Source organism: Pseudomonas sp. F220 (assembly GCF_057813935.1).
Map to the genome: position 1 here is coordinate 1 of NZ_JBVASJ010000012.1, position 15,723 is coordinate 15,723.

The 15,723-nt window shown below is 58.9% G+C and carries 14 protein-coding genes and 1 pseudogene; 12 read left to right on the plus strand and 3 right to left on the minus strand.

Annotated elements, in window-relative coordinates; all coding sequences use genetic code 11:
* Nucleotides 1-218: 218 nt before the first annotated feature.
* Nucleotides 219-347 (plus strand): annotated as a pseudogene (locus ACZYSM_RS12875) (paraquat-inducible protein A); the annotation flags it as partial.
* On the opposite strand, the gene ACZYSM_RS12880 reads toward ACZYSM_RS12875, so the two are convergent.
* Nucleotides 320-544 carry a hypothetical protein gene (locus tag ACZYSM_RS12880; protein WP_489072002.1) on the minus strand — a complete coding sequence of 75 codons (225 nt, stop codon included), beginning with the start codon at nucleotides 542-544 and terminating at the stop codon, nucleotides 320-322. The pseudogene ACZYSM_RS12875 and the gene ACZYSM_RS12880 sit on opposite strands and share 28 nt — an antisense overlap.
* Before the next feature lie 305 nt (nucleotides 545-849).
* Here ACZYSM_RS12880 and mrdA point away from each other — a divergent pair, with 305 nt between their 5' ends.
* Complete coding sequence (mrdA, locus tag ACZYSM_RS12885; protein ID WP_489071875.1) at nucleotides 850-2,742, plus strand: penicillin-binding protein 2; 1,893 nt, start codon at nucleotides 850-852, stop codon at nucleotides 2,740-2,742.
* A gap of 26 nt (nucleotides 2,743-2,768) precedes the next feature.
* Here the strand turns inward: mrdA and ACZYSM_RS12890 are convergent, their stop codons facing one another.
* Nucleotides 2,769-3,737 carry a LysR family transcriptional regulator gene (locus ACZYSM_RS12890; RefSeq protein WP_489071876.1) on the minus strand — a complete coding sequence of 323 codons (969 nt, stop codon included), beginning with the start codon at nucleotides 3,735-3,737 and terminating at the stop codon, nucleotides 2,769-2,771.
* A gap of 153 nt (nucleotides 3,738-3,890) precedes the next feature.
* Here ACZYSM_RS12890 and ACZYSM_RS12895 point away from each other — a divergent pair, with 153 nt between their 5' ends.
* From ACZYSM_RS12895 to ACZYSM_RS12925, 7 genes are all read left to right on the plus strand, one after another.
* Nucleotides 3,891-5,192 (plus strand): MFS transporter, encoded by a 1,302-nt coding sequence (locus ACZYSM_RS12895; protein ID WP_489071877.1) that lies wholly within the window; start codon nucleotides 3,891-3,893, stop codon nucleotides 5,190-5,192.
* Nucleotides 5,189-5,944, plus strand: coding sequence for a class II aldolase/adducin family protein (locus ACZYSM_RS12900; protein WP_489071878.1), 756 nt, complete (start codon nucleotides 5,189-5,191; stop codon nucleotides 5,942-5,944). The genes ACZYSM_RS12895 and ACZYSM_RS12900 overlap by 4 nt, the downstream gene beginning before the upstream one ends.
* The gene (locus ACZYSM_RS12905) at nucleotides 5,941-6,870 is read left to right on the plus strand and encodes a 2-hydroxyacid dehydrogenase (RefSeq protein ID WP_489071879.1); all 930 of its coding nucleotides are present in this window, start codon (nucleotides 5,941-5,943) and stop codon (nucleotides 6,868-6,870) included. The genes ACZYSM_RS12900 and ACZYSM_RS12905 overlap by 4 nt, the downstream gene beginning before the upstream one ends.
* A gap of 185 nt (nucleotides 6,871-7,055) precedes the next feature.
* Entirely contained in the window at nucleotides 7,056-8,429 is a 1,374-nt protein-coding gene (locus ACZYSM_RS12910) for an MFS transporter (protein ID WP_489071880.1), read from the plus strand.
* A gap of 21 nt (nucleotides 8,430-8,450) precedes the next feature.
* Complete coding sequence (locus ACZYSM_RS12915; RefSeq protein ID WP_489071881.1) at nucleotides 8,451-8,843, plus strand: RidA family protein; 393 nt, start codon at nucleotides 8,451-8,453, stop codon at nucleotides 8,841-8,843.
* Nucleotides 8,836-9,468, plus strand: coding sequence for an RraA family protein (locus ACZYSM_RS12920; RefSeq protein ID WP_489071882.1), 633 nt, complete (start codon nucleotides 8,836-8,838; stop codon nucleotides 9,466-9,468). Before ACZYSM_RS12915 ends, ACZYSM_RS12920 begins: the two co-directional genes overlap by 8 nt.
* 48 nt (nucleotides 9,469-9,516) lie before the next feature.
* Entirely contained in the window at nucleotides 9,517-10,827 is a 1,311-nt protein-coding gene (locus ACZYSM_RS12925; protein ID WP_489071883.1) for an OprD family porin, read from the plus strand.
* Between the two features lie 44 nt (nucleotides 10,828-10,871).
* Here the strand turns inward: ACZYSM_RS12925 and ACZYSM_RS12930 are convergent, their stop codons facing one another.
* Nucleotides 10,872-11,804: a LysR family transcriptional regulator gene (locus ACZYSM_RS12930; protein ID WP_489071884.1), complete on the minus strand. Its 933-nt coding sequence runs from the start codon at nucleotides 11,802-11,804 to the stop codon at nucleotides 10,872-10,874.
* A 161-nt stretch (nucleotides 11,805-11,965) separates the two neighbouring features.
* Here ACZYSM_RS12930 and ACZYSM_RS12935 point away from each other — a divergent pair, with 161 nt between their 5' ends.
* Genes ACZYSM_RS12935 through ACZYSM_RS12945 form a run of 3 tightly spaced genes read left to right on the plus strand, consistent with a single transcriptional unit; the run spans nucleotide 11,966 to nucleotide 15,573 of the window.
* Nucleotides 11,966-13,279 (plus strand): MFS transporter, encoded by a 1,314-nt coding sequence (locus ACZYSM_RS12935; protein WP_489071885.1) that lies wholly within the window; start codon nucleotides 11,966-11,968, stop codon nucleotides 13,277-13,279.
* 28 nt (nucleotides 13,280-13,307) lie between these two features.
* A complete protein-coding gene (locus tag ACZYSM_RS12940; RefSeq protein WP_489071886.1) occupies nucleotides 13,308-14,537 on the plus strand; it encodes a Zn-dependent hydrolase in 1,230 nt (409 codons plus the stop codon).
* A gap of 10 nt (nucleotides 14,538-14,547) precedes the next feature.
* Complete coding sequence (locus tag ACZYSM_RS12945) at nucleotides 14,548-15,573, plus strand: histone deacetylase family protein (protein WP_489071887.1); 1,026 nt, start codon at nucleotides 14,548-14,550, stop codon at nucleotides 15,571-15,573.
* The last annotated feature ends 150 nt before the right edge of the window (nucleotides 15,574-15,723 follow it).

Sequence of the window (15,723 nt, forward strand, 5' to 3'; positions counted from 1 at the left end):
CAGTGAAACGATGCATCGCCGATGGTAGTGTGGGGTTTCCCCATGTGAGAGTAGGTCATCGTCAAGATTAAATTCCGAAACCCCTATCTGCGTATGCAGGTAGGGGTTTTGTTTTGCCTGCAGGAAAAGTTGGCCTATTCGTCCAAACAATTTTGCACAGTTATTTTTAAGCCAGAACATTAGAATAAGCCCTACTTTTCCCCGAGCTAGAGCCTTTTATGTCAGATCCGGTTGACGCCTCTGGGGTGTCAGATTTACCGCTGGACGACTTGGTGGCGTGCCATGAGTGTGATTTGCTGATGCGCAAACCACAGCTCGCTCATGGCGAGAAAGCCCAATCGTCGCGAACCCACAGCGCGCGAAAACCGCTGGTATCGGCCAATCGCGCCAGTTCGGCAAGTTGTTTCAGGTCGGGAACGCCGAACGGACGGTCCTGTGCCACGCGCAAACGCTGGCCATCGCTGGACCAATCGTTGTCCAGTGGCAGTTCCAGGCCTATAGAAAAGTTGTTCTTGCCGAGCAGTTGTTGAAAGCGAGGGGGCATGAGAGGCTCCAGTGTCTTGCTTCAGCCAAGACGGTTAAGGACTGGCATACCCGGAGTATCGACTCGGCCCACCGCAAGAAAAATGCATGAATGGGAACAACAATCTTGATTAGAGCGCACGAGTCCGCACAGCGTGTAGGCAAAAGTAAAACTCCAACCGTCGCATTGGCCGCCAAGGACAGCCGTTCAGGGAAATCGCTCGATAATGGCCGGGGACTTTTTGGTATGGTGCAGCTCATTTTTCAAAAGGACTGATTTCACGCGCAGGGAGCGTCGTTTAACCCATTCAAAGAGTTGCTGTAGAAATGCCCGAACCGATAACGATCAAAGATCACGAAAAAGAAACACGCCTGGTCAATAAAAGGCTGATGGCCTGCGCGCTGTTTGTCGTCGCCATTTCCTGCACGCTGGTCGCCCGCATGTATTTTTTGCAGGTGGTCGAATTTGACTATCACTCGACGATCTCCGAAAACAATCGAGTGCATGTACTGCCGATCACGCCCACCAGGGGCCTGATCTACGACCGCAATGGCGTGTTACTGGCAGATAACCGCCCCAGCTTCAATTTGACCATCACCCGCGAGCGTGCAGCCGACTTGAAAGGCGAGCTGGACTCGATTGTCAGTTTGTTGCACTTGCCGCCTGAAGAGCGGGCTTTGTTCGACAAAGAGATGAAGCAGGCTCGGCATCCGTTTGTTCCCGTTACCCTGTTTTATGAGCTGACCGAAGAGCAGATCGCCGTGCTGGCGGTCAACGAGTTCCGCTTGCCAGGCATTGAGGTTCAGCCGCAGTTCGTTCGTCACTACCCGTTGGGTGTGCACTTTGCCCATTCGATCGGCTATGTCGGGCGGATCAACGAGAAAGAATCCAAGTCTCTCGATTCGGTGGAGTACCGCGGTACCCAGTCGATCGGCAAGACCGGCATCGAGCGTTTTTACGAATCCGAGCTGCATGGTCATGTGGGCTATGAAGAAGTCGAAACCAATGCTCAGGGCCGGGTGCTACGGGTGCTCAAGCACACCGACCCGATCCCGGGAAAAAGCATCGTGCTCAGTCTCGACGTTAAACTCCAGGAAGCGGCCGAGGACGCTCTTGGGGATCGACGCGGGTCGGTAGTCGCCCTCGATCCGTCGACCGGAGAGGTGCTGGCCATGGTCAGCAAGCCGAGCTTCGATCCGAATCTGTTCGTCACCGGGATCAGCTTCAAGGAGTACGCGGCACTCCACGATTCCATCGACCGGCCGCTGTTTAACCGGGTATTGCGTGGTTTGTATGCGCCGGGTTCGACCATCAAGCCGGAAGTGGCGATTGCCGGACTCGATGCTGGGGTGGTAACGCCCCAGACTCGGGTTTTCGATCCGGGCTATTACCAATTGCCGGACTTCGATCACAAATATCGCAACTGGAATCACAGCGGCGACGGCTGGGTCGACATGGACGCGGCGATCATGCGCTCCAACGACACCTATTTTTATGATCTGGCGCACAAGCTCGGTATCGACCGTCTGCACGATTATATGGCCATGTTCGGCCTTGGCGAGAAGGTCTCGCTGGACATGTTCGAAGAGTCGGCCGGTTTAATGCCCTCCCAGGCGTGGAAGCGCGCCACCCGGCGCCAGCCATGGTTCCCCGGCGAGACGGTGATCCTCGGTATTGGCCAGGGTTATATGCAAGTGACGCCGCTGCAGCTGGCCCAAGCCACCGCGCTGATTGCCAACAAAGGTGTGTGGAATCGCCCGCACCTGGCCAAGACGGTCGATGGTGTAGCACCGGTGGATGAGCATCCCATGCCGAATATTCTGCTCAAGAACCCGCGTGACTGGGAGCAAGTCAACCACGGCATGCAGATGGTCATGCACGACCCGCGCGGCATCGCTCGAGCGGCGGCTATTGGCGCGCAGTACCGAATTGCCGGCAAGAGTGGTACCGCGCAAGTGGTCGCGATCAAACAGGGCGAGCGTTACAACCGTCTGAAAACCCAGGAGCGCAATCGTGACAACGCCTTGTTCGTCGGCTTCGCCCCGGCGGAACACCCGCAGATTGTCATCGCGGTGATGATTGAAAACGGCGAGGCGGGTGGTCGCGTTGCAGGTCCCGTAGTGCGGCAGATCATGGACGCCTGGCTGCTGGATCAGGACGGTCACCTGAAGCCGCAATACGCCACGCCGAGCAAAGCCCCGGGCGATCCACACGTCTGAGGCTAGCCACACAGGCCACTAGTCCTTCACAGCACTTGCTCACGAATACTGAGCATGTGCTGGAAGCTCTCCAAAAACACGCTCTCGGCCTGACTCATTCGTTGATCGCGATTCCACAGAAGCTGAATATCGAAATCTACTACCCCGTCCTCAGGCGGTAGACGCCAGAGCAGACCCTGCTCGACATCTCGCCGCACCAGATGGATGGGCAAACAACCGATGCCGAATCCTGCGCAGATCAGGCGGTGAATTTCTTCGAAACTGGTGGAGGACGCGACGATCTTGCCAGTAAACCCATGTTGGTCGCGAAACAGCGTCAGGGGTGAAAGATTACCGCCCAGTTGATCGCTGGTGAAGCTGACGAAGTTCTCGGCGGCAAGCTGTTCCATTGTCAGATTTTCCTGTCCAAATAGCCGATGGCGTTGCCCACAAAAGTACGCATAACGCTCGCGAAACAGCACGCGCTGTTCCAGCCGTGGCTGTGCCAGGCGGCACAATCCTACGCCCACGGTCGCGGTTTTTTGCAGCAGCGAACTGATGATGTTCGAGCTGCCCATCACTTCGACTTCCAGCTCGACGTTCGGGTGGTTTACATGGAAGTCCGCCAGAAATTCATCGTAGTGCGACGACTGCACACCGCTGACAGTGAGCAGGCGAATCTTGCCCACCAGGTCGTCATGTCGACTCTCCACTACCGTGCCCAGTCGCGAAATATCTCCGTAAATATCCGCCGCAATGCGCAGCACTTCTTCCCCGGTTTCGGTCAGGTCGAAGCGTCTTCCGCTGCGCGCAATCAACACACAATCAAGTTGTTCTTCGAGACGTTTGAGCGCCTGACTCACGGCCGACTGGGTGATGTGCAAACGCGCAGCGGCGCGGCTCATGCTGCCTTCCTGACCGATCACCAGGTAGGTGCGCAAGAGGTTCCAGTCGAGGCGATCATTGAGAAACCGGCGGCCGACCCATGGGTTGGAGGTGGAGGTTGGTGAGGGCATGATTTTCTCAGTAGTAGCAGAGCTAATAGTAAAGATAAGAATATGAAAATTGACTAATCCTAGCCCGGCGGCGATAAAGCTCACAAGCGCCAAAGAGTGCAACCGGATTCAGCCTTCAGTACCTGCCCAACAATAAATACACAGGGTTCTTGCATGCACATCACCCCTCAGCCGCGACGAGCAGCGGCGGCTGCCTTTATTGGCACCACCATCGAGTTCTACGATTTCTATATTTATGCGACGGCGGCAGCGTTGGTGCTCGGGCAAGTATTCTTCCCCAGCAGCGACCCCGTGATGAGCACCCTCGCCGCGTTCGGCAGTTTTGCGGTTGGCTTCATTGCCCGGCCTATGGCCGGCATGGTGTTTGGCCATTTGGGTGATCGCCTCGGACGCAAGAAAATGCTTCTGGTGACCATGGCGCTGATGGGCCTGGCGACCGCCGGCATCGGTCTGCTGCCCAGCTATGCCAGTGCTGGAATCTGGGCTCCGATCGGTCTGATCGTGCTGCGGTTGATTCAGGGCATTTCGGTCGGTGGCGAATGGGGTGGGGCGGTGCTGATGGCCAGTGAACATGCACCGGCCAACCGCAAGACGTTCTACGCGTCCTTCGCTCAGCTCGGCAGCCCGGCGGGTTTGTTGTTGGCATTGATTGCTTTCCGCCTGGTGACGTCCCTTGATCAACAGGACTTCCTTGAGTGGGGCTGGCGTCTGCCATTTCTCGCCAGCGGTGTGCTGATGATGGTCGGCTTGATGATCCGTTCCGGGGTCCACGAGTCGCCGGAATTCGCTGCCGTACGGGACAACAACGAGACCGCCAAGTACCCGGTGATGGAAGTGATCCGCAGTTGCTGGCGGCAGATCCTGTTTGCTGCCGCGGCAGTGACTATCGGTTCGGCCGGGTTCTTCTTTACCAACACCTTCATGATTACCTACGTCACCCAGTATCAGGGCATCGCCCGCTCGACGATTCTCGACTGCCTGTTTCTGGTGACCATCATCCAGCTGTTGTCCCAACCGCTTTCGGCGTTGTTGGCCGAACGTATTGGCGAGGGCCGGTTTCTCAAACTCGTCGCTTTGCTGTGCATGGTCACGCCGTACCCGATGTTCCTGTTGGTCAGCACGCAAAACATTCTGCTGATGATCATCGGCATTGCTTTGGCGGTGGTGATCCTCTCGGCTTTGTACGCGGTCATCGCCGGTTACATGACTCAGGCATTCCCGGTGCACCTGCGCTACTCAGGCATTTCTATCGCCTACCAGTTGAGCTGCGCTCTGGCCGGCGGCACCACGCCGTTGATCGGCACGCTGTTGGCGAGCAAGTTTTCCGGACAATGGTTGCCGCTGGCGGTGTTCTTCACGCTGCTGTCGGCCGTGTCCTTGATCGGCGTTTGTGGCCTGGCTCGGTTGCGGGCTAACCCGGTCGTCATCCACGTTCCTAAAGAGGTGTATTCGTGAGCAAACCTGAACACATTAGCCCGGTTGAATGGCAGGCCCGTTGCGAACTGGCGGCGCTGTACCGGATGGTCGCGCACTTTCGCATGACCGACCTGATCGACACCCATATCACCCTGAGGGTTCCGGGGCCGGAACATCACTTTCTGATCAATCGTTACGGGGTGATTTTCGACCGTATGCGCGCCTCGGATCTGGTGCGTATCGACCAGCAGGGCCGGATTGTCGACCCGGCCTACGCCGACCATCGAGTCAACGCTGCAGGTTTCGTCATTCACTCGGCGATTCACATGGCTCGCCCGGACTTGAACTGCGTGATCCATACCCACACCGCTGCTGGCATGGCGGTCGCGGCCCAGCAGCAAGGGTTGTTGCCGATCAGCCAGCATGCGCTGAAGTTCTACGGCAAGCTGGCCTATCACACCTATGAAGGCATCGCCTTGTCGCTGGACGAGCGCGAGCGATTGATTGCCGATCTGGGGCCGCACAGAGCGATGATCCTGCGCAATCACGGGCTGTTGGTCGGCGGGTCCAGCGTAGCCCAAGCCTTCCAGGAAATTCACTTCCTGGAGCGCGCCTGCCAGGCGCAGGTCCAGGCGCTGGCCGGTGGTTCGGCGCTGCATTTCCCCTCCCCGGAAGTCTGCGCACACACGGCCGAGCAGTTCGATCGGGATGAGTCCGACAACATCATCGACCTGGCCTGGGAGGCCGCCCTGACCCTGATTGAATCCCAGCGCGAGTCTTACTGCTCATGAACACGGTGGTCCTGCTGTCTCGCGACAGCCTCTTGCTCGAGCAACTGCAAGCCGCTTTTGCCCGTTCAGCACCGCAGATAAACGCGGTGTTGATGGATGATCCGTCAGCGGCAGAGGCGCAGGTGGCGGCGTGCTGGTTTCCGCTGCCCGGCAGTCTGAGGGCGTTGAGTAATCTTCAAGTCATCCACTCCGTGGCCGCAGGTGTCGATCATCTTGAGCACGACCCGTCGTGCCCTGATCTGCCGGTGTGCCGAGTGGTCGACCCCGGCCATCGCCAAGGGATGACTGAGTATGTGCGTTGGGCGGTGATTCACTATCACCGCGGCTTTGACCAGGTGCTGCAACAGCAGCGCGAGCAGATCTGGCAACGTCCGCTACAGCGTTCGGCCAAGCAGTTCCAGGTTGGGGTCATGGGCCTTGGCTCGTTGGGTAGCGCGATTGCCAGCGATCTGGCCGCCGCCGGTTATGCGGTGCGGGGTTGGGCCCGTGGTGCCAAGGACTTGCCGGGTGTGCAGGCATTCGCCGGGGTTGAAGGCTTCGAGCCATTTCTCGATGGCGTGGAGTTGTTGATCAACTTGCTGCCGCTGACCCCTGAAACCCGCGGCATTCTTGGCAGTGCGACGTTTGCCCGACTTGCCCACGGCGCGTCGCTGGTCAACTGTGGTCGGGGCGCTCATCTGCGGATCGACGATCTTGAACAGGCGCTGGCCAGTGGTCAGTTGCGCGGCGCATTGCTTGATGTATTCGAGCGCGAACCGTTACCGCTGGCGCATAAGCTGTGGAGCATGCCGGGCGTGACGATCACCCCGCATATGGCTTCGGCGGCGTCCCATGACTGTATTGCCGAGCAAGTGGCGGAGAACGTTCGACGCCTGAATGTCGGTGAGCCGTTATTGAATACCGTGGATATGACGTTGGGCTATTGAGAAATATCGTAAGCTGAATAACTTCGCCAGCTGAGCGAAGTTGGAAGTGTGTTAACTATAAATATTGCCTTGCGAACCGGTTCGCTCTGACGAGCCGGCTATAACAACAATCCTCGCTTCAAACGTTTTACTGCCAGTTAGAACAATTAAATAACGAGTTCTGAAAGAACTCTCTGGAGACAGTTATGAGCGAAGTATCGTCTGTGGAAAAGTATTCCGCACCTCCCGAAGTTGAAATCAGTATGAAGAAAGTGGCGGTCGCCAGTGTGATCGGCACCACGGTGGAGTGGTATGACTTGTTTGTGTTCGCCACCGCTTCGGCGTTGGTGTTCAACAAAGTGTTCTTCCCGGATTTTGTCCCGCTGATCGGCACCTTGCTGGCTTTCGGCACCTTTGCTTCGGCCTACCTGGCGCGGATTGTGGGTGCGGCACTGTTCGGGCATTTCGGCGACCGTCTCGGACGCAAGTCGATGTTGCTGATTTCGCTGTTGACCATGGGCGCGGCGACCTTCGCCATTGGCCTGTTGCCCAATTACGCAGCCATCGGTATCTGGGCGCCCATTCTCTTGCTGCTGTTGCGGGTGATTCAAGGCCTGGCACTGGGCGGGGAGTGGGGGGGCGCGGTGTTAATGGCGGTGGAACATGCGCCGGCCAACAAGCGCGGTTTGTATGGTTCGTGGGTGCAAATCGGGGTTCCGGCCGGGACCATGATCGCCAACCTGGCATTCCTGGTGATTGCCGCCTGGTTGTCGCCTGAAGACCTGTTGGCCTGGGGTTGGAGGATTCCGTTCCTGGGTAGCGTGTTGTTGATCGCCGTGGGGCTGTATATCCGCCTGAACATTGCCGAAACCCCGGCCTTCAACAAGGTCAAGGAGGCCGACGTTCAGGTCAAAATGCCGGTCGCCGAAGTCTTTCGTAAATACTGGAAGCAAGTGGTGCTGGGCGGCATTGCAACCATGTCGACAGGCGCTTCGTTCAACATCATCGTCGCCTTCGGCCTGACCTATGGCACGCAGAACCTAGGGTTCAGCCGCAGCGTGATGCTCGGTGTGGTGCTGCTGTCCTGTGCGTATTGCATCGTCATGCTGCCGGTGTTCGGGGCACTGTCGGATCGGTACGGACGCAAGCCGATTATCGTCGCAGGGATCGTTGCTGAAGCCTTGGTGGCGTTTCCCTTGTTCTGGCTGATGGACACCAAGGAACTGCCGATGGTGATCGTTGGCTACCTGCTGTTGATGACCGCTTTCGCCGCCAACTACGGGCCGATTGCGACCTTCCTCGCCGAGCTGTTCGGCACTCGCGTTCGCTATTCGGGGTTGTCCATCAGCTACATGCTGTCCGGCCTGTTGGGTAGCGCGGCGACCCCGATTGTCACCACTGCGCTGCTCGCGGCCACCGGCAAAGGCTCGTCCGTGGCCTGGTACATGATCGGTGCGGCGCTGATCTCCTTGGTGGCGTTGTTGCTGTTGACCGAAACCTTCAAGAAAAACATCAGCGAAGTCCCGGCCCCGGCTGCCGACCAGCCCGCTGCCACCCCTCTGAAATCGGCTGCGGCCTGATCCCTACGGAGTTCATACAACATGCGCAGAATCCAGTCAGCACCCGGTTTCATCGGGCCGGTGGGGCCTTATTCACAAGCGGTGGTCAGCGGCCATTTGGTGTTTACTGCCGGGCAAATTCCGGCTCAGACCGGGCTCGACGACCAGCCTGCAAGCTTTGCCGAACAGGTGCGCCAGACCTTGCGCAACCTTGAGGCGATCCTGATCGAAGCCGGGTCCGGCTTCAGTCATCTGGTCAAGGTCAACGCTTACCTGACCGACCCCGCACAGTTGGAACCCTTCAACGAGGTTTACCGTGAGCTGCTCGGTCATGCACCACCGGCACGCACCACCGTGTGCGTCGCGCTGTGGGGCGTGTCGTTGGAAATCGACTGTGTGGCCGAACTGATCAAAGGAGCCCCGGAACATGGATAAGTCGCAACAGGCGCATTTGATCGAACAACTCAAAGCGGTGAGTTTCCCCACGCTTGGGCACTTTCTCGAAGACGGTTTTGCCGACTCACAGCTGCGCGCCATGGTGCCAGGTGTCAAATTGGTCGGTCGTGCCGTGACCCTGAGCCTGCGCGGTGCTGATGCCATAGCGGTGAACCAGGCGCTGGCGCTGTTGCAGCCGGGGGATGTGCTGGTCATTGAGACTGGCGGCGATCTGCGGCATGCCCCGGTTGGTGCGGTCACCAGTTGCGCGGCCCGCTGCGCCGGCGCCGTAGGGATTGTGGTGGACGGCGTGGTGACCGACTTGCTGGAGCTGCGTGAAGCCGGACTGCCGGTATTTGCTCGCGGCACCAGCCTGTTGACCACCAAGCTTCATGGTCGTGGCGATAGCCCGATCAATCAGCCTATCCACTGCGCGGGAATACAGGTGCGCCCCGGTGATCTGGTGTTGGCCGACGACAACGGCGTGCTGTTTCTCGATCTGCAAACCGCCGCGGGAGTTATCGAGCAAGCACTGGCTTCTGATCGTGCCGAACCGCAATTACTGGAACGGCTATGCGCTGGCGAATCGCTGACACACATACTAAGTGTCGCCATTCATCAGTAATAGAAAGTTGTCAGCCAAGATAATCGTTACTTTGTGGAACTCTATTTAATGAATAAGCAACCCTTGGCACTGGCCATGATTGGTAGTGCACTTTTCAGTCCGTTGAGCATGGCGGACTTTGTTAAAGACAGTAAAGCGACACTGGGTGTTCGTAACTTCTATTTCAATAACGATAATCGGGACGGGACGGCCGCTCCATCGAAAACCGAAGAGTGGGCCCAGGGCTTCATGCTCAATTATCAGTCGGGCTTTACCGACGGCCAGGTCGGTTTTGGTGTTGATGCTTTGGGGCTGCTGGGTATTCGACTCGACAGCGGTGACGGCCGGCATGTTGGCAGCTCGATGATCCCTGACAACGGTAAAGGTGCCGCTGAGCAATGGGCACGCCTGGGCGCAACGGCGAAGATGCGCTTTGCCAAGACTGAAGTGCGCTATGGCACATTGACACCGAAGCTGCCGATTCTGGTGGCCAACGATGGTCGTCTGTTGCCGCAGACCTTCGAAGGTGGGCAGATCGTGTCCAATGACTTCGAGCATCTGACTCTGACGGGTGGCCATATCGAACACGCGACCGGTCGTGGCTCCAGTGACAGCACCGGGTTGGCAGTGGCGGGCGGGACGCAGGAAAGCAATGCGTTCAATTTTGCCGGGGTCGATTACAAGGTCACCGACGCGCTGCTTGCGCAGTATTACTACGCCAATCTTGAAGACTATTACCAACAGCACTTTGGCGGTTTGGTACATGATTTGAAGTTGGGTGACTTTGGCTCGTTGAAAACCGACCTGCGCTACTTCAAGACCACCGCCGATGGGGCCAACGCATCCGCCGCCGGGCGTGGCGAAGGCTACCGGGCCAGCGGCTTCACCAAGGATGGCACTGGCAAGATCGATAACGATACCTGGAGCCTGGCCTTCACCTGGGGCATTGGCGCCCATGCGTTGATGGCGGGCTACCAGCAAGTCTCCAAGGACAGCAACTTCGTCCAGCTCAATCAGGGCGGTATACCGGACAAAGGCGCGTCGGGGTCCAGCGTGTATCTGCTGACCGATCGCTATATCCAGAACTTCACCCGTGCTGGGGAGCGAACCGGTTTCGCTCAATACACCTACGATTTCGCAGCCCTCGGCGTGCCGGGGCTCAAAGCCTCAGCCATGTACTTGTCTGGTACGGGGATTCAGACCGCAGCAGGTCCGGATCAAAAGGAGTGGGAGCGAGACTTCAGCCTCGATTACGTGATCCAGAGCGGTGCACTCAAAGGCGTGGCCCTGGGCTGGCGTAATGGCGCATCACGCAGCGAAGCCTCACGCGATCAGGACCAGAATCGTCTGGTGGTGAGCTACAGCTTGCCGTTGTTCTGAAGGCGCTGATTGCTCCTGTGTTTTGCGCGGGAGCAATCAACCGTTCATGGGGTCAGGCACAGCTGCAAGCTTTCAATAAAAATCGCCTCAGCGCGGCTCATGCGCTGCTCGCGGTTCCACAGCAGATGAATATCCACATCCGCAATGCCTTCGTGGGGCGGCAGGCGCCAGAGCAAACCGGCCTCGACATCGGCAGCCACCACATGTTCGGGCAGACAACCGATACCGAATCCGGCGATCACCAGTCGCCGGACTTCTTCCAGGCTCGGAGATGAGGCGACGATCCGTCCGCTGAAACCTTGCTGGTCACGGAAGATGGTCAGCGGCGAGAGCATGCCGCCGATCTGGTCGCTGGTGAAACTGACGAAATTCTCCTTCTGCAAATCGCCCTCGGCCACGCTTTCCTGGCCGAACATTGCGTGGTGCTTGCCGCAAAAAAACGCATAACGCTGGCGCAGGAACAGTCGCTGCTCCAGGCGTGGTTGCGGGCGGCGGTTGAGGCTCAGTCCCAGGGTTGCGGTTTTTTCCTGCAGGGCGCTGACGATGTCCGAGCTGCGCATGACGTCCACTTCCAGATCGACTCGCGGATGCTGGCGATGGAAGTCGGCGAGGAAGTCATCGAAACGTTCGGAGAAAATCCGGCTGATGATCAATAGTCTGACCTTGCCGATCACCTCATCGGCCGGTTGCTCCAGAGCGCTGCTGACTTGGGACATCTGACCGTAGATTTCTCCGGCGAGCTGGAAGATCTGCTCGCCGACCTCGGTCAAGGCGAAGCGTGGCCCGCGACGGGCGATCAATTGCCGGCCCAGTTGCTCTTCCAGCCGCTTCAGTGCCTGACTGATCGCCGGTTGAGTCAGGTGCAGGCGGGCGGCGGCGCGGCTGATGCTCAGTTCCTGGCCGATTACCCGAAAGGTGCGCAGCAGGTTCCAGTCCAGGCGGTCATTGAGCAGGCGGTGTACATCGCGGTCGGACATGACAAGGCTCTAATAATAAGCATGGCTAATAATTAGCATAATAAATAGAAAATTGACTAATTATCCCCTCAGGCCGATAAATCACCCCCAGACAGGCGCCGTCAGAGCGCCTCTATTTGCCGTTCTCTCCTGCCAAAAAAATAACCAAAGGAGCCTGACCCATGAAGCCTTCCGCTTCGCCCCAGCCTCGCCGGGCTGCGGCCGCTGCATTTATCGGCACAATGATCGAGTGGTACGACTTCTACATCTACGCCACGGCCGCGGCGCTGGTGTTTGGTGCGCTGTTCTTTCCTTCCGACGACAAACTGTTCAGCACCATGGCTGCATTTGGCACCTTCGCCGTGGGCTTTTTTGCCCGGCCGGTGGGGGGAATCATTTTCGGCCATATAGGCGACCGTATCGGCCGCAAGAAATCGCTGATCATCACGCTGCTGATGATGGGCGTGGTCACTGTCTGCATCGGCTTGCTGCCGACTTACGCGCAGATCGGCGCGGCCGCACCCGTGCTGTTGATTCTGCTGCGCATCGTCCAGGGCATCGCGGTCGGCGGTGAGTGGGGCGGGGCGGTATTGATGGCCGGCGAGCATGCACCCAAGGGCCGCCGTAACTTCTTTGCCTCCTTCGCGCAACTGGGCAGCCCGGCGGGTTTGATTTTGTCGCTGCTGGCCTTTAGCGCGGTCACCCGTTTGCCCGAAGAGGATTTGATGAACTGGGGCTGGCGTTTGCCGTTCCTGGCCAGCTCGCTGTTGCTGTTGGTGGGCCTGGCGATTCGCTTGGGCGTGAATGAGTCGCCGGAATTTCTCGCCAGCCGCGAGCAGGCCAGTAAGTCCAAACGCAAAGAGCAGGCGCCGGTGATGGAAGTCCTGCAAACCGCCTGGCGCCCGCTGTTGCTGTGCATCGGCGCCAACACGCTGGGGATCGCCGGGGTGTATTTCACCAACACTTTCATGATCGCTTACACCACCCAGCAACTGGAGTTGCCGCGCTCGCTGATTCTTGAGTGCCTATTCGTGGTGGCGATCATTCAGTTCTGCATCCAGCCGCTGGCGGCCTGGATCGCCGAGAAAGTTGGCGCGACCCGCTTCCTCTGCGCTATGGCCGTGTTGGCAATGGCCTCGCCGTACCCGATGTTTGTGCTGGTCAGCTCGGCCCAGGCGCCGCTGATCATTCTTGGTATCGCTTTGGCGGTGGTGTGCATGGCGTCGTTTTACGCGGTGATCGCCGGTTACGTCAGCGGCATGTTCGAGACCCGCGTGCGCTATACCGCGATCTCCCTTGCGTATCAGGTCTGCGGTGCGTTGGCCGGCGGCCTGACGCCGTTGATCGGTACGTTGCTGGCGCACAAATTTGCCGGCCAATGGTGGCCGATGGCGCTGTTCTACACCCTGATCGCCGCGATATCCCTGGTTTGCGTATTGATGTTGGCCCGTCGGCACGCCACGGCCCATCGCCTGGAAATGGCCCCTGGCGCTTGAGCGCCCCTCACTTTTGGAGAAATGACAGATGTTGAAAATCAACGGCGAGCGCCTGTGGGCGAGTTTGATGGCCATGGCCGAAATTGGCGCAACGGCGCGCGGCGGTAGCTGCCGTCTGGCCTTGAGCGAAGAAGACAAGGCTGGACGTGAATTGTTTGCCGGTTGGTGTCGCGAGGCCGGGATGACCTTGAGCGTGGACCCGATCGGCAATTTGTTCGCCCGCCGCGCCGGTACCGATCCAAACGCCGCCCCGGTGATGATGGGCAGCCACCTCGACACCCAGCCTGAAGGCGGGCGTTTCGACGGTGTGTATGGCGTGCTCGCCGGCCTGGAAGTGGTGCGCTGTCTCAACGACCTCGACATCAAAACCCGCAAGCCGCTGGAAGTGGCGGTGTGGACCAACGAAGAAGGCGCACGTTTCACCCCGGCGATGTTCGGCTCGGCGGTGTTTACCGGCAGTCTGGAACTGGAAGTGGCGCTGGCGGTGCGTGACGCTGACGGCATCAGCGTTGCCGAGGCCTTGCAACGCACCGGGTATGCCGGCGAGCGACCGCTGGGCGGGCCGGTGGATGCCTATTTTGAAGCCCATATCGAACAAGGTCCGATCCTTGAAGACAACGCCAAGAGCATCGGTGTGGTCAGTGGTGGTCAGGCGATTCGTTGGCTTGATGTGCGGGTCGATGGCATGGCCGCCCACGCGGGCACCACGCCGATGCCGCTGCGCAAAGATGCGCTCTACGGCGCCGCGCAGATGATTCTGGCGCTGGAAGCTCTGGCCAGCGATTTCGTCCCCGAAGGCCTGACCACCGTCGGGGAACTGAGCATTGCCAAGTCCTCGCGCAACACCATTCCCGGACTGGTGAACTTCACCGTGGACTTGCGTCATCATCGTGACGAAGCCATCGAGGCCATGGAGCAGCAAGTCCGTGCGCGTCTGCACGCCATCGCCGAAGGGCGTGGTTTGAAGGTGACCATTACCCCGCACTGGATCAGCCCGGCGACGCCGTTTGATGCCGAGTGTGTGGCGACGGTGCAGCAGGCAGTGGACGGTCTGGGCTACGCTCAGCAATCGATTGTCAGTGGCGCCGGCCATGATGCGATTCACCTGGCACGGTTCTGTCCGACGGCCATGGTGTTCATTCCCTGCGTCGGCGGCTTGAGCCATAACGAAGCCGAAGACGTATTGCCCGAAGACGTGCGTCAGGGTACTGATGTATTGCTCAACGCCGTGCTGGGTCGCGCTGGTCAGGCTGAATAAGGAGAAGATGATGCGCAGTTTTTTCCACCCCGAACAATTGCTTCACCACCCGCGCAGCTACTACTCACGCGGTCAGATGCGCACACCACAAGAAGTCCCCGAGCGGGCTCAACGTTTGGTGCAGGCGGCGCACTCTCTGGGTTTCGAGGTCGTGCAACCTGCGGATGCTGGCTTGCAACCTTTGCTGGCGGTGCATGGGGCGGCCTATCTGGAGTTTCTGCGGGAAGCCCATGAGCGCTGGAAGGAAATCCCCGAAGACTGGGGCGATGAGGTGATGTCGAACATCTTCGTCCGCGAACCCAATGCACTGCGCGGGATTCTCGCCCAGGCAGCCTGTTACCTGGCCGACGGCAGTTGCCCGGTGGGTGAACTGACCTGGCGTTCGGCCTATTGGTCGGCGCAAAGCGCAATCGCTGGGGCCCAGGCGTTGCTCGACGGCGAACCGGCAGCCTACGCTCTGTGCCGGCCACCGGGGCATCATGCGCGGGCTGAAGCGGCGGGTGGCTTTTGCTATCTCAACAATGCGGCGATTGCAGCTCAGGTATTGCGCGGCGGTTTTGAACGGGTCGCGGTGCTGGATACCGACATGCATCACGGTCAGGGCATTCAGGAAATTTTCTACGACCGCGATGATGTGCTGTATGTCTCGGTTCATGGCGATCCGACCAATTTCTATCCGGGGGTTGCCGGTTTTGCTGACGAGCGCGGCGCAGGCGCGGGGGAAGGTTTCAACCTCAACCTGCCGATGGCTCACGGCGCCAGTGAGGCGGATTTCCTGGGTCAGCTTGAGGTGGCGCTGGCGGCGGTGAAGGACTTCGACGCGCAGGTGCTGGTGTTGTCCCTGGGCTTCGACATTTATGAGCTGGACCCGCAAAGCAAAGTGGCAGTGACCCGCGAAGGTTTCGCCAAACTGGGCGAGCGCATTCGCAGCCTTGGCTTGCCGTGTTTGATCGTGCAGGAGGGCGGGTATCACCTTGAAAGCCTTGAGGACAATGCGCGGGCGTTTTTTGCGAATCCTGAGGCGTGGCAAATCTGATTCGAAGTCGTCTGACAGACCGCTTTCGTGTAGGAGCGAGCTTGCTCGCGATGGATTCAAGGGCGGCGCGTTTATTCAGAAAACACGCGTTATCGTTAACGTTCATCGCGAGCAAGCTCGCTCCTACAGTGCTCTTGTGGGAGCCGGGCT

What these genes read in the sequence shown, in the direction of transcription:
- ACZYSM_RS12880 (WP_489072002.1), bottom strand. Translation starts at nt 544, where the DNA reads ATGCCCCCTCGCTTTCAACAACTGCTCGGCAAGAACAACTTTTCTATA.
- mrdA (WP_489071875.1), top strand. Translation starts at nt 850, where the DNA reads ATGCCCGAACCGATAACGATCAAAGATCACGAAAAAGAAACACGCCTG.
- ACZYSM_RS12890 (WP_489071876.1), bottom strand. Translation starts at nt 3,737, where the DNA reads ATGCCCTCACCAACCTCCACCTCCAACCCATGGGTCGGCCGCCGGTTT.
- ACZYSM_RS12895 (WP_489071877.1), top strand. Translation starts at nt 3,891, where the DNA reads ATGCACATCACCCCTCAGCCGCGACGAGCAGCGGCGGCTGCCTTTATT.
- ACZYSM_RS12905 (WP_489071879.1), top strand. Translation starts at nt 5,941, where the DNA reads ATGAACACGGTGGTCCTGCTGTCTCGCGACAGCCTCTTGCTCGAGCAA.
- ACZYSM_RS12910 (WP_489071880.1), top strand. Translation starts at nt 7,056, where the DNA reads ATGAGCGAAGTATCGTCTGTGGAAAAGTATTCCGCACCTCCCGAAGTT.
- ACZYSM_RS12915 (WP_489071881.1), top strand. Translation starts at nt 8,451, where the DNA reads ATGCGCAGAATCCAGTCAGCACCCGGTTTCATCGGGCCGGTGGGGCCT.
- ACZYSM_RS12920 (WP_489071882.1), top strand. Translation starts at nt 8,836, where the DNA reads ATGGATAAGTCGCAACAGGCGCATTTGATCGAACAACTCAAAGCGGTG.
- ACZYSM_RS12925 (WP_489071883.1), top strand. Translation starts at nt 9,517, where the DNA reads ATGAATAAGCAACCCTTGGCACTGGCCATGATTGGTAGTGCACTTTTC.
- ACZYSM_RS12930 (WP_489071884.1), bottom strand. Translation starts at nt 11,804, where the DNA reads ATGTCCGACCGCGATGTACACCGCCTGCTCAATGACCGCCTGGACTGG.
- ACZYSM_RS12935 (WP_489071885.1), top strand. Translation starts at nt 11,966, where the DNA reads ATGAAGCCTTCCGCTTCGCCCCAGCCTCGCCGGGCTGCGGCCGCTGCA.
- ACZYSM_RS12940 (WP_489071886.1), top strand. Translation starts at nt 13,308, where the DNA reads ATGTTGAAAATCAACGGCGAGCGCCTGTGGGCGAGTTTGATGGCCATG.
- ACZYSM_RS12945 (WP_489071887.1), top strand. Translation starts at nt 14,548, where the DNA reads ATGCGCAGTTTTTTCCACCCCGAACAATTGCTTCACCACCCGCGCAGC.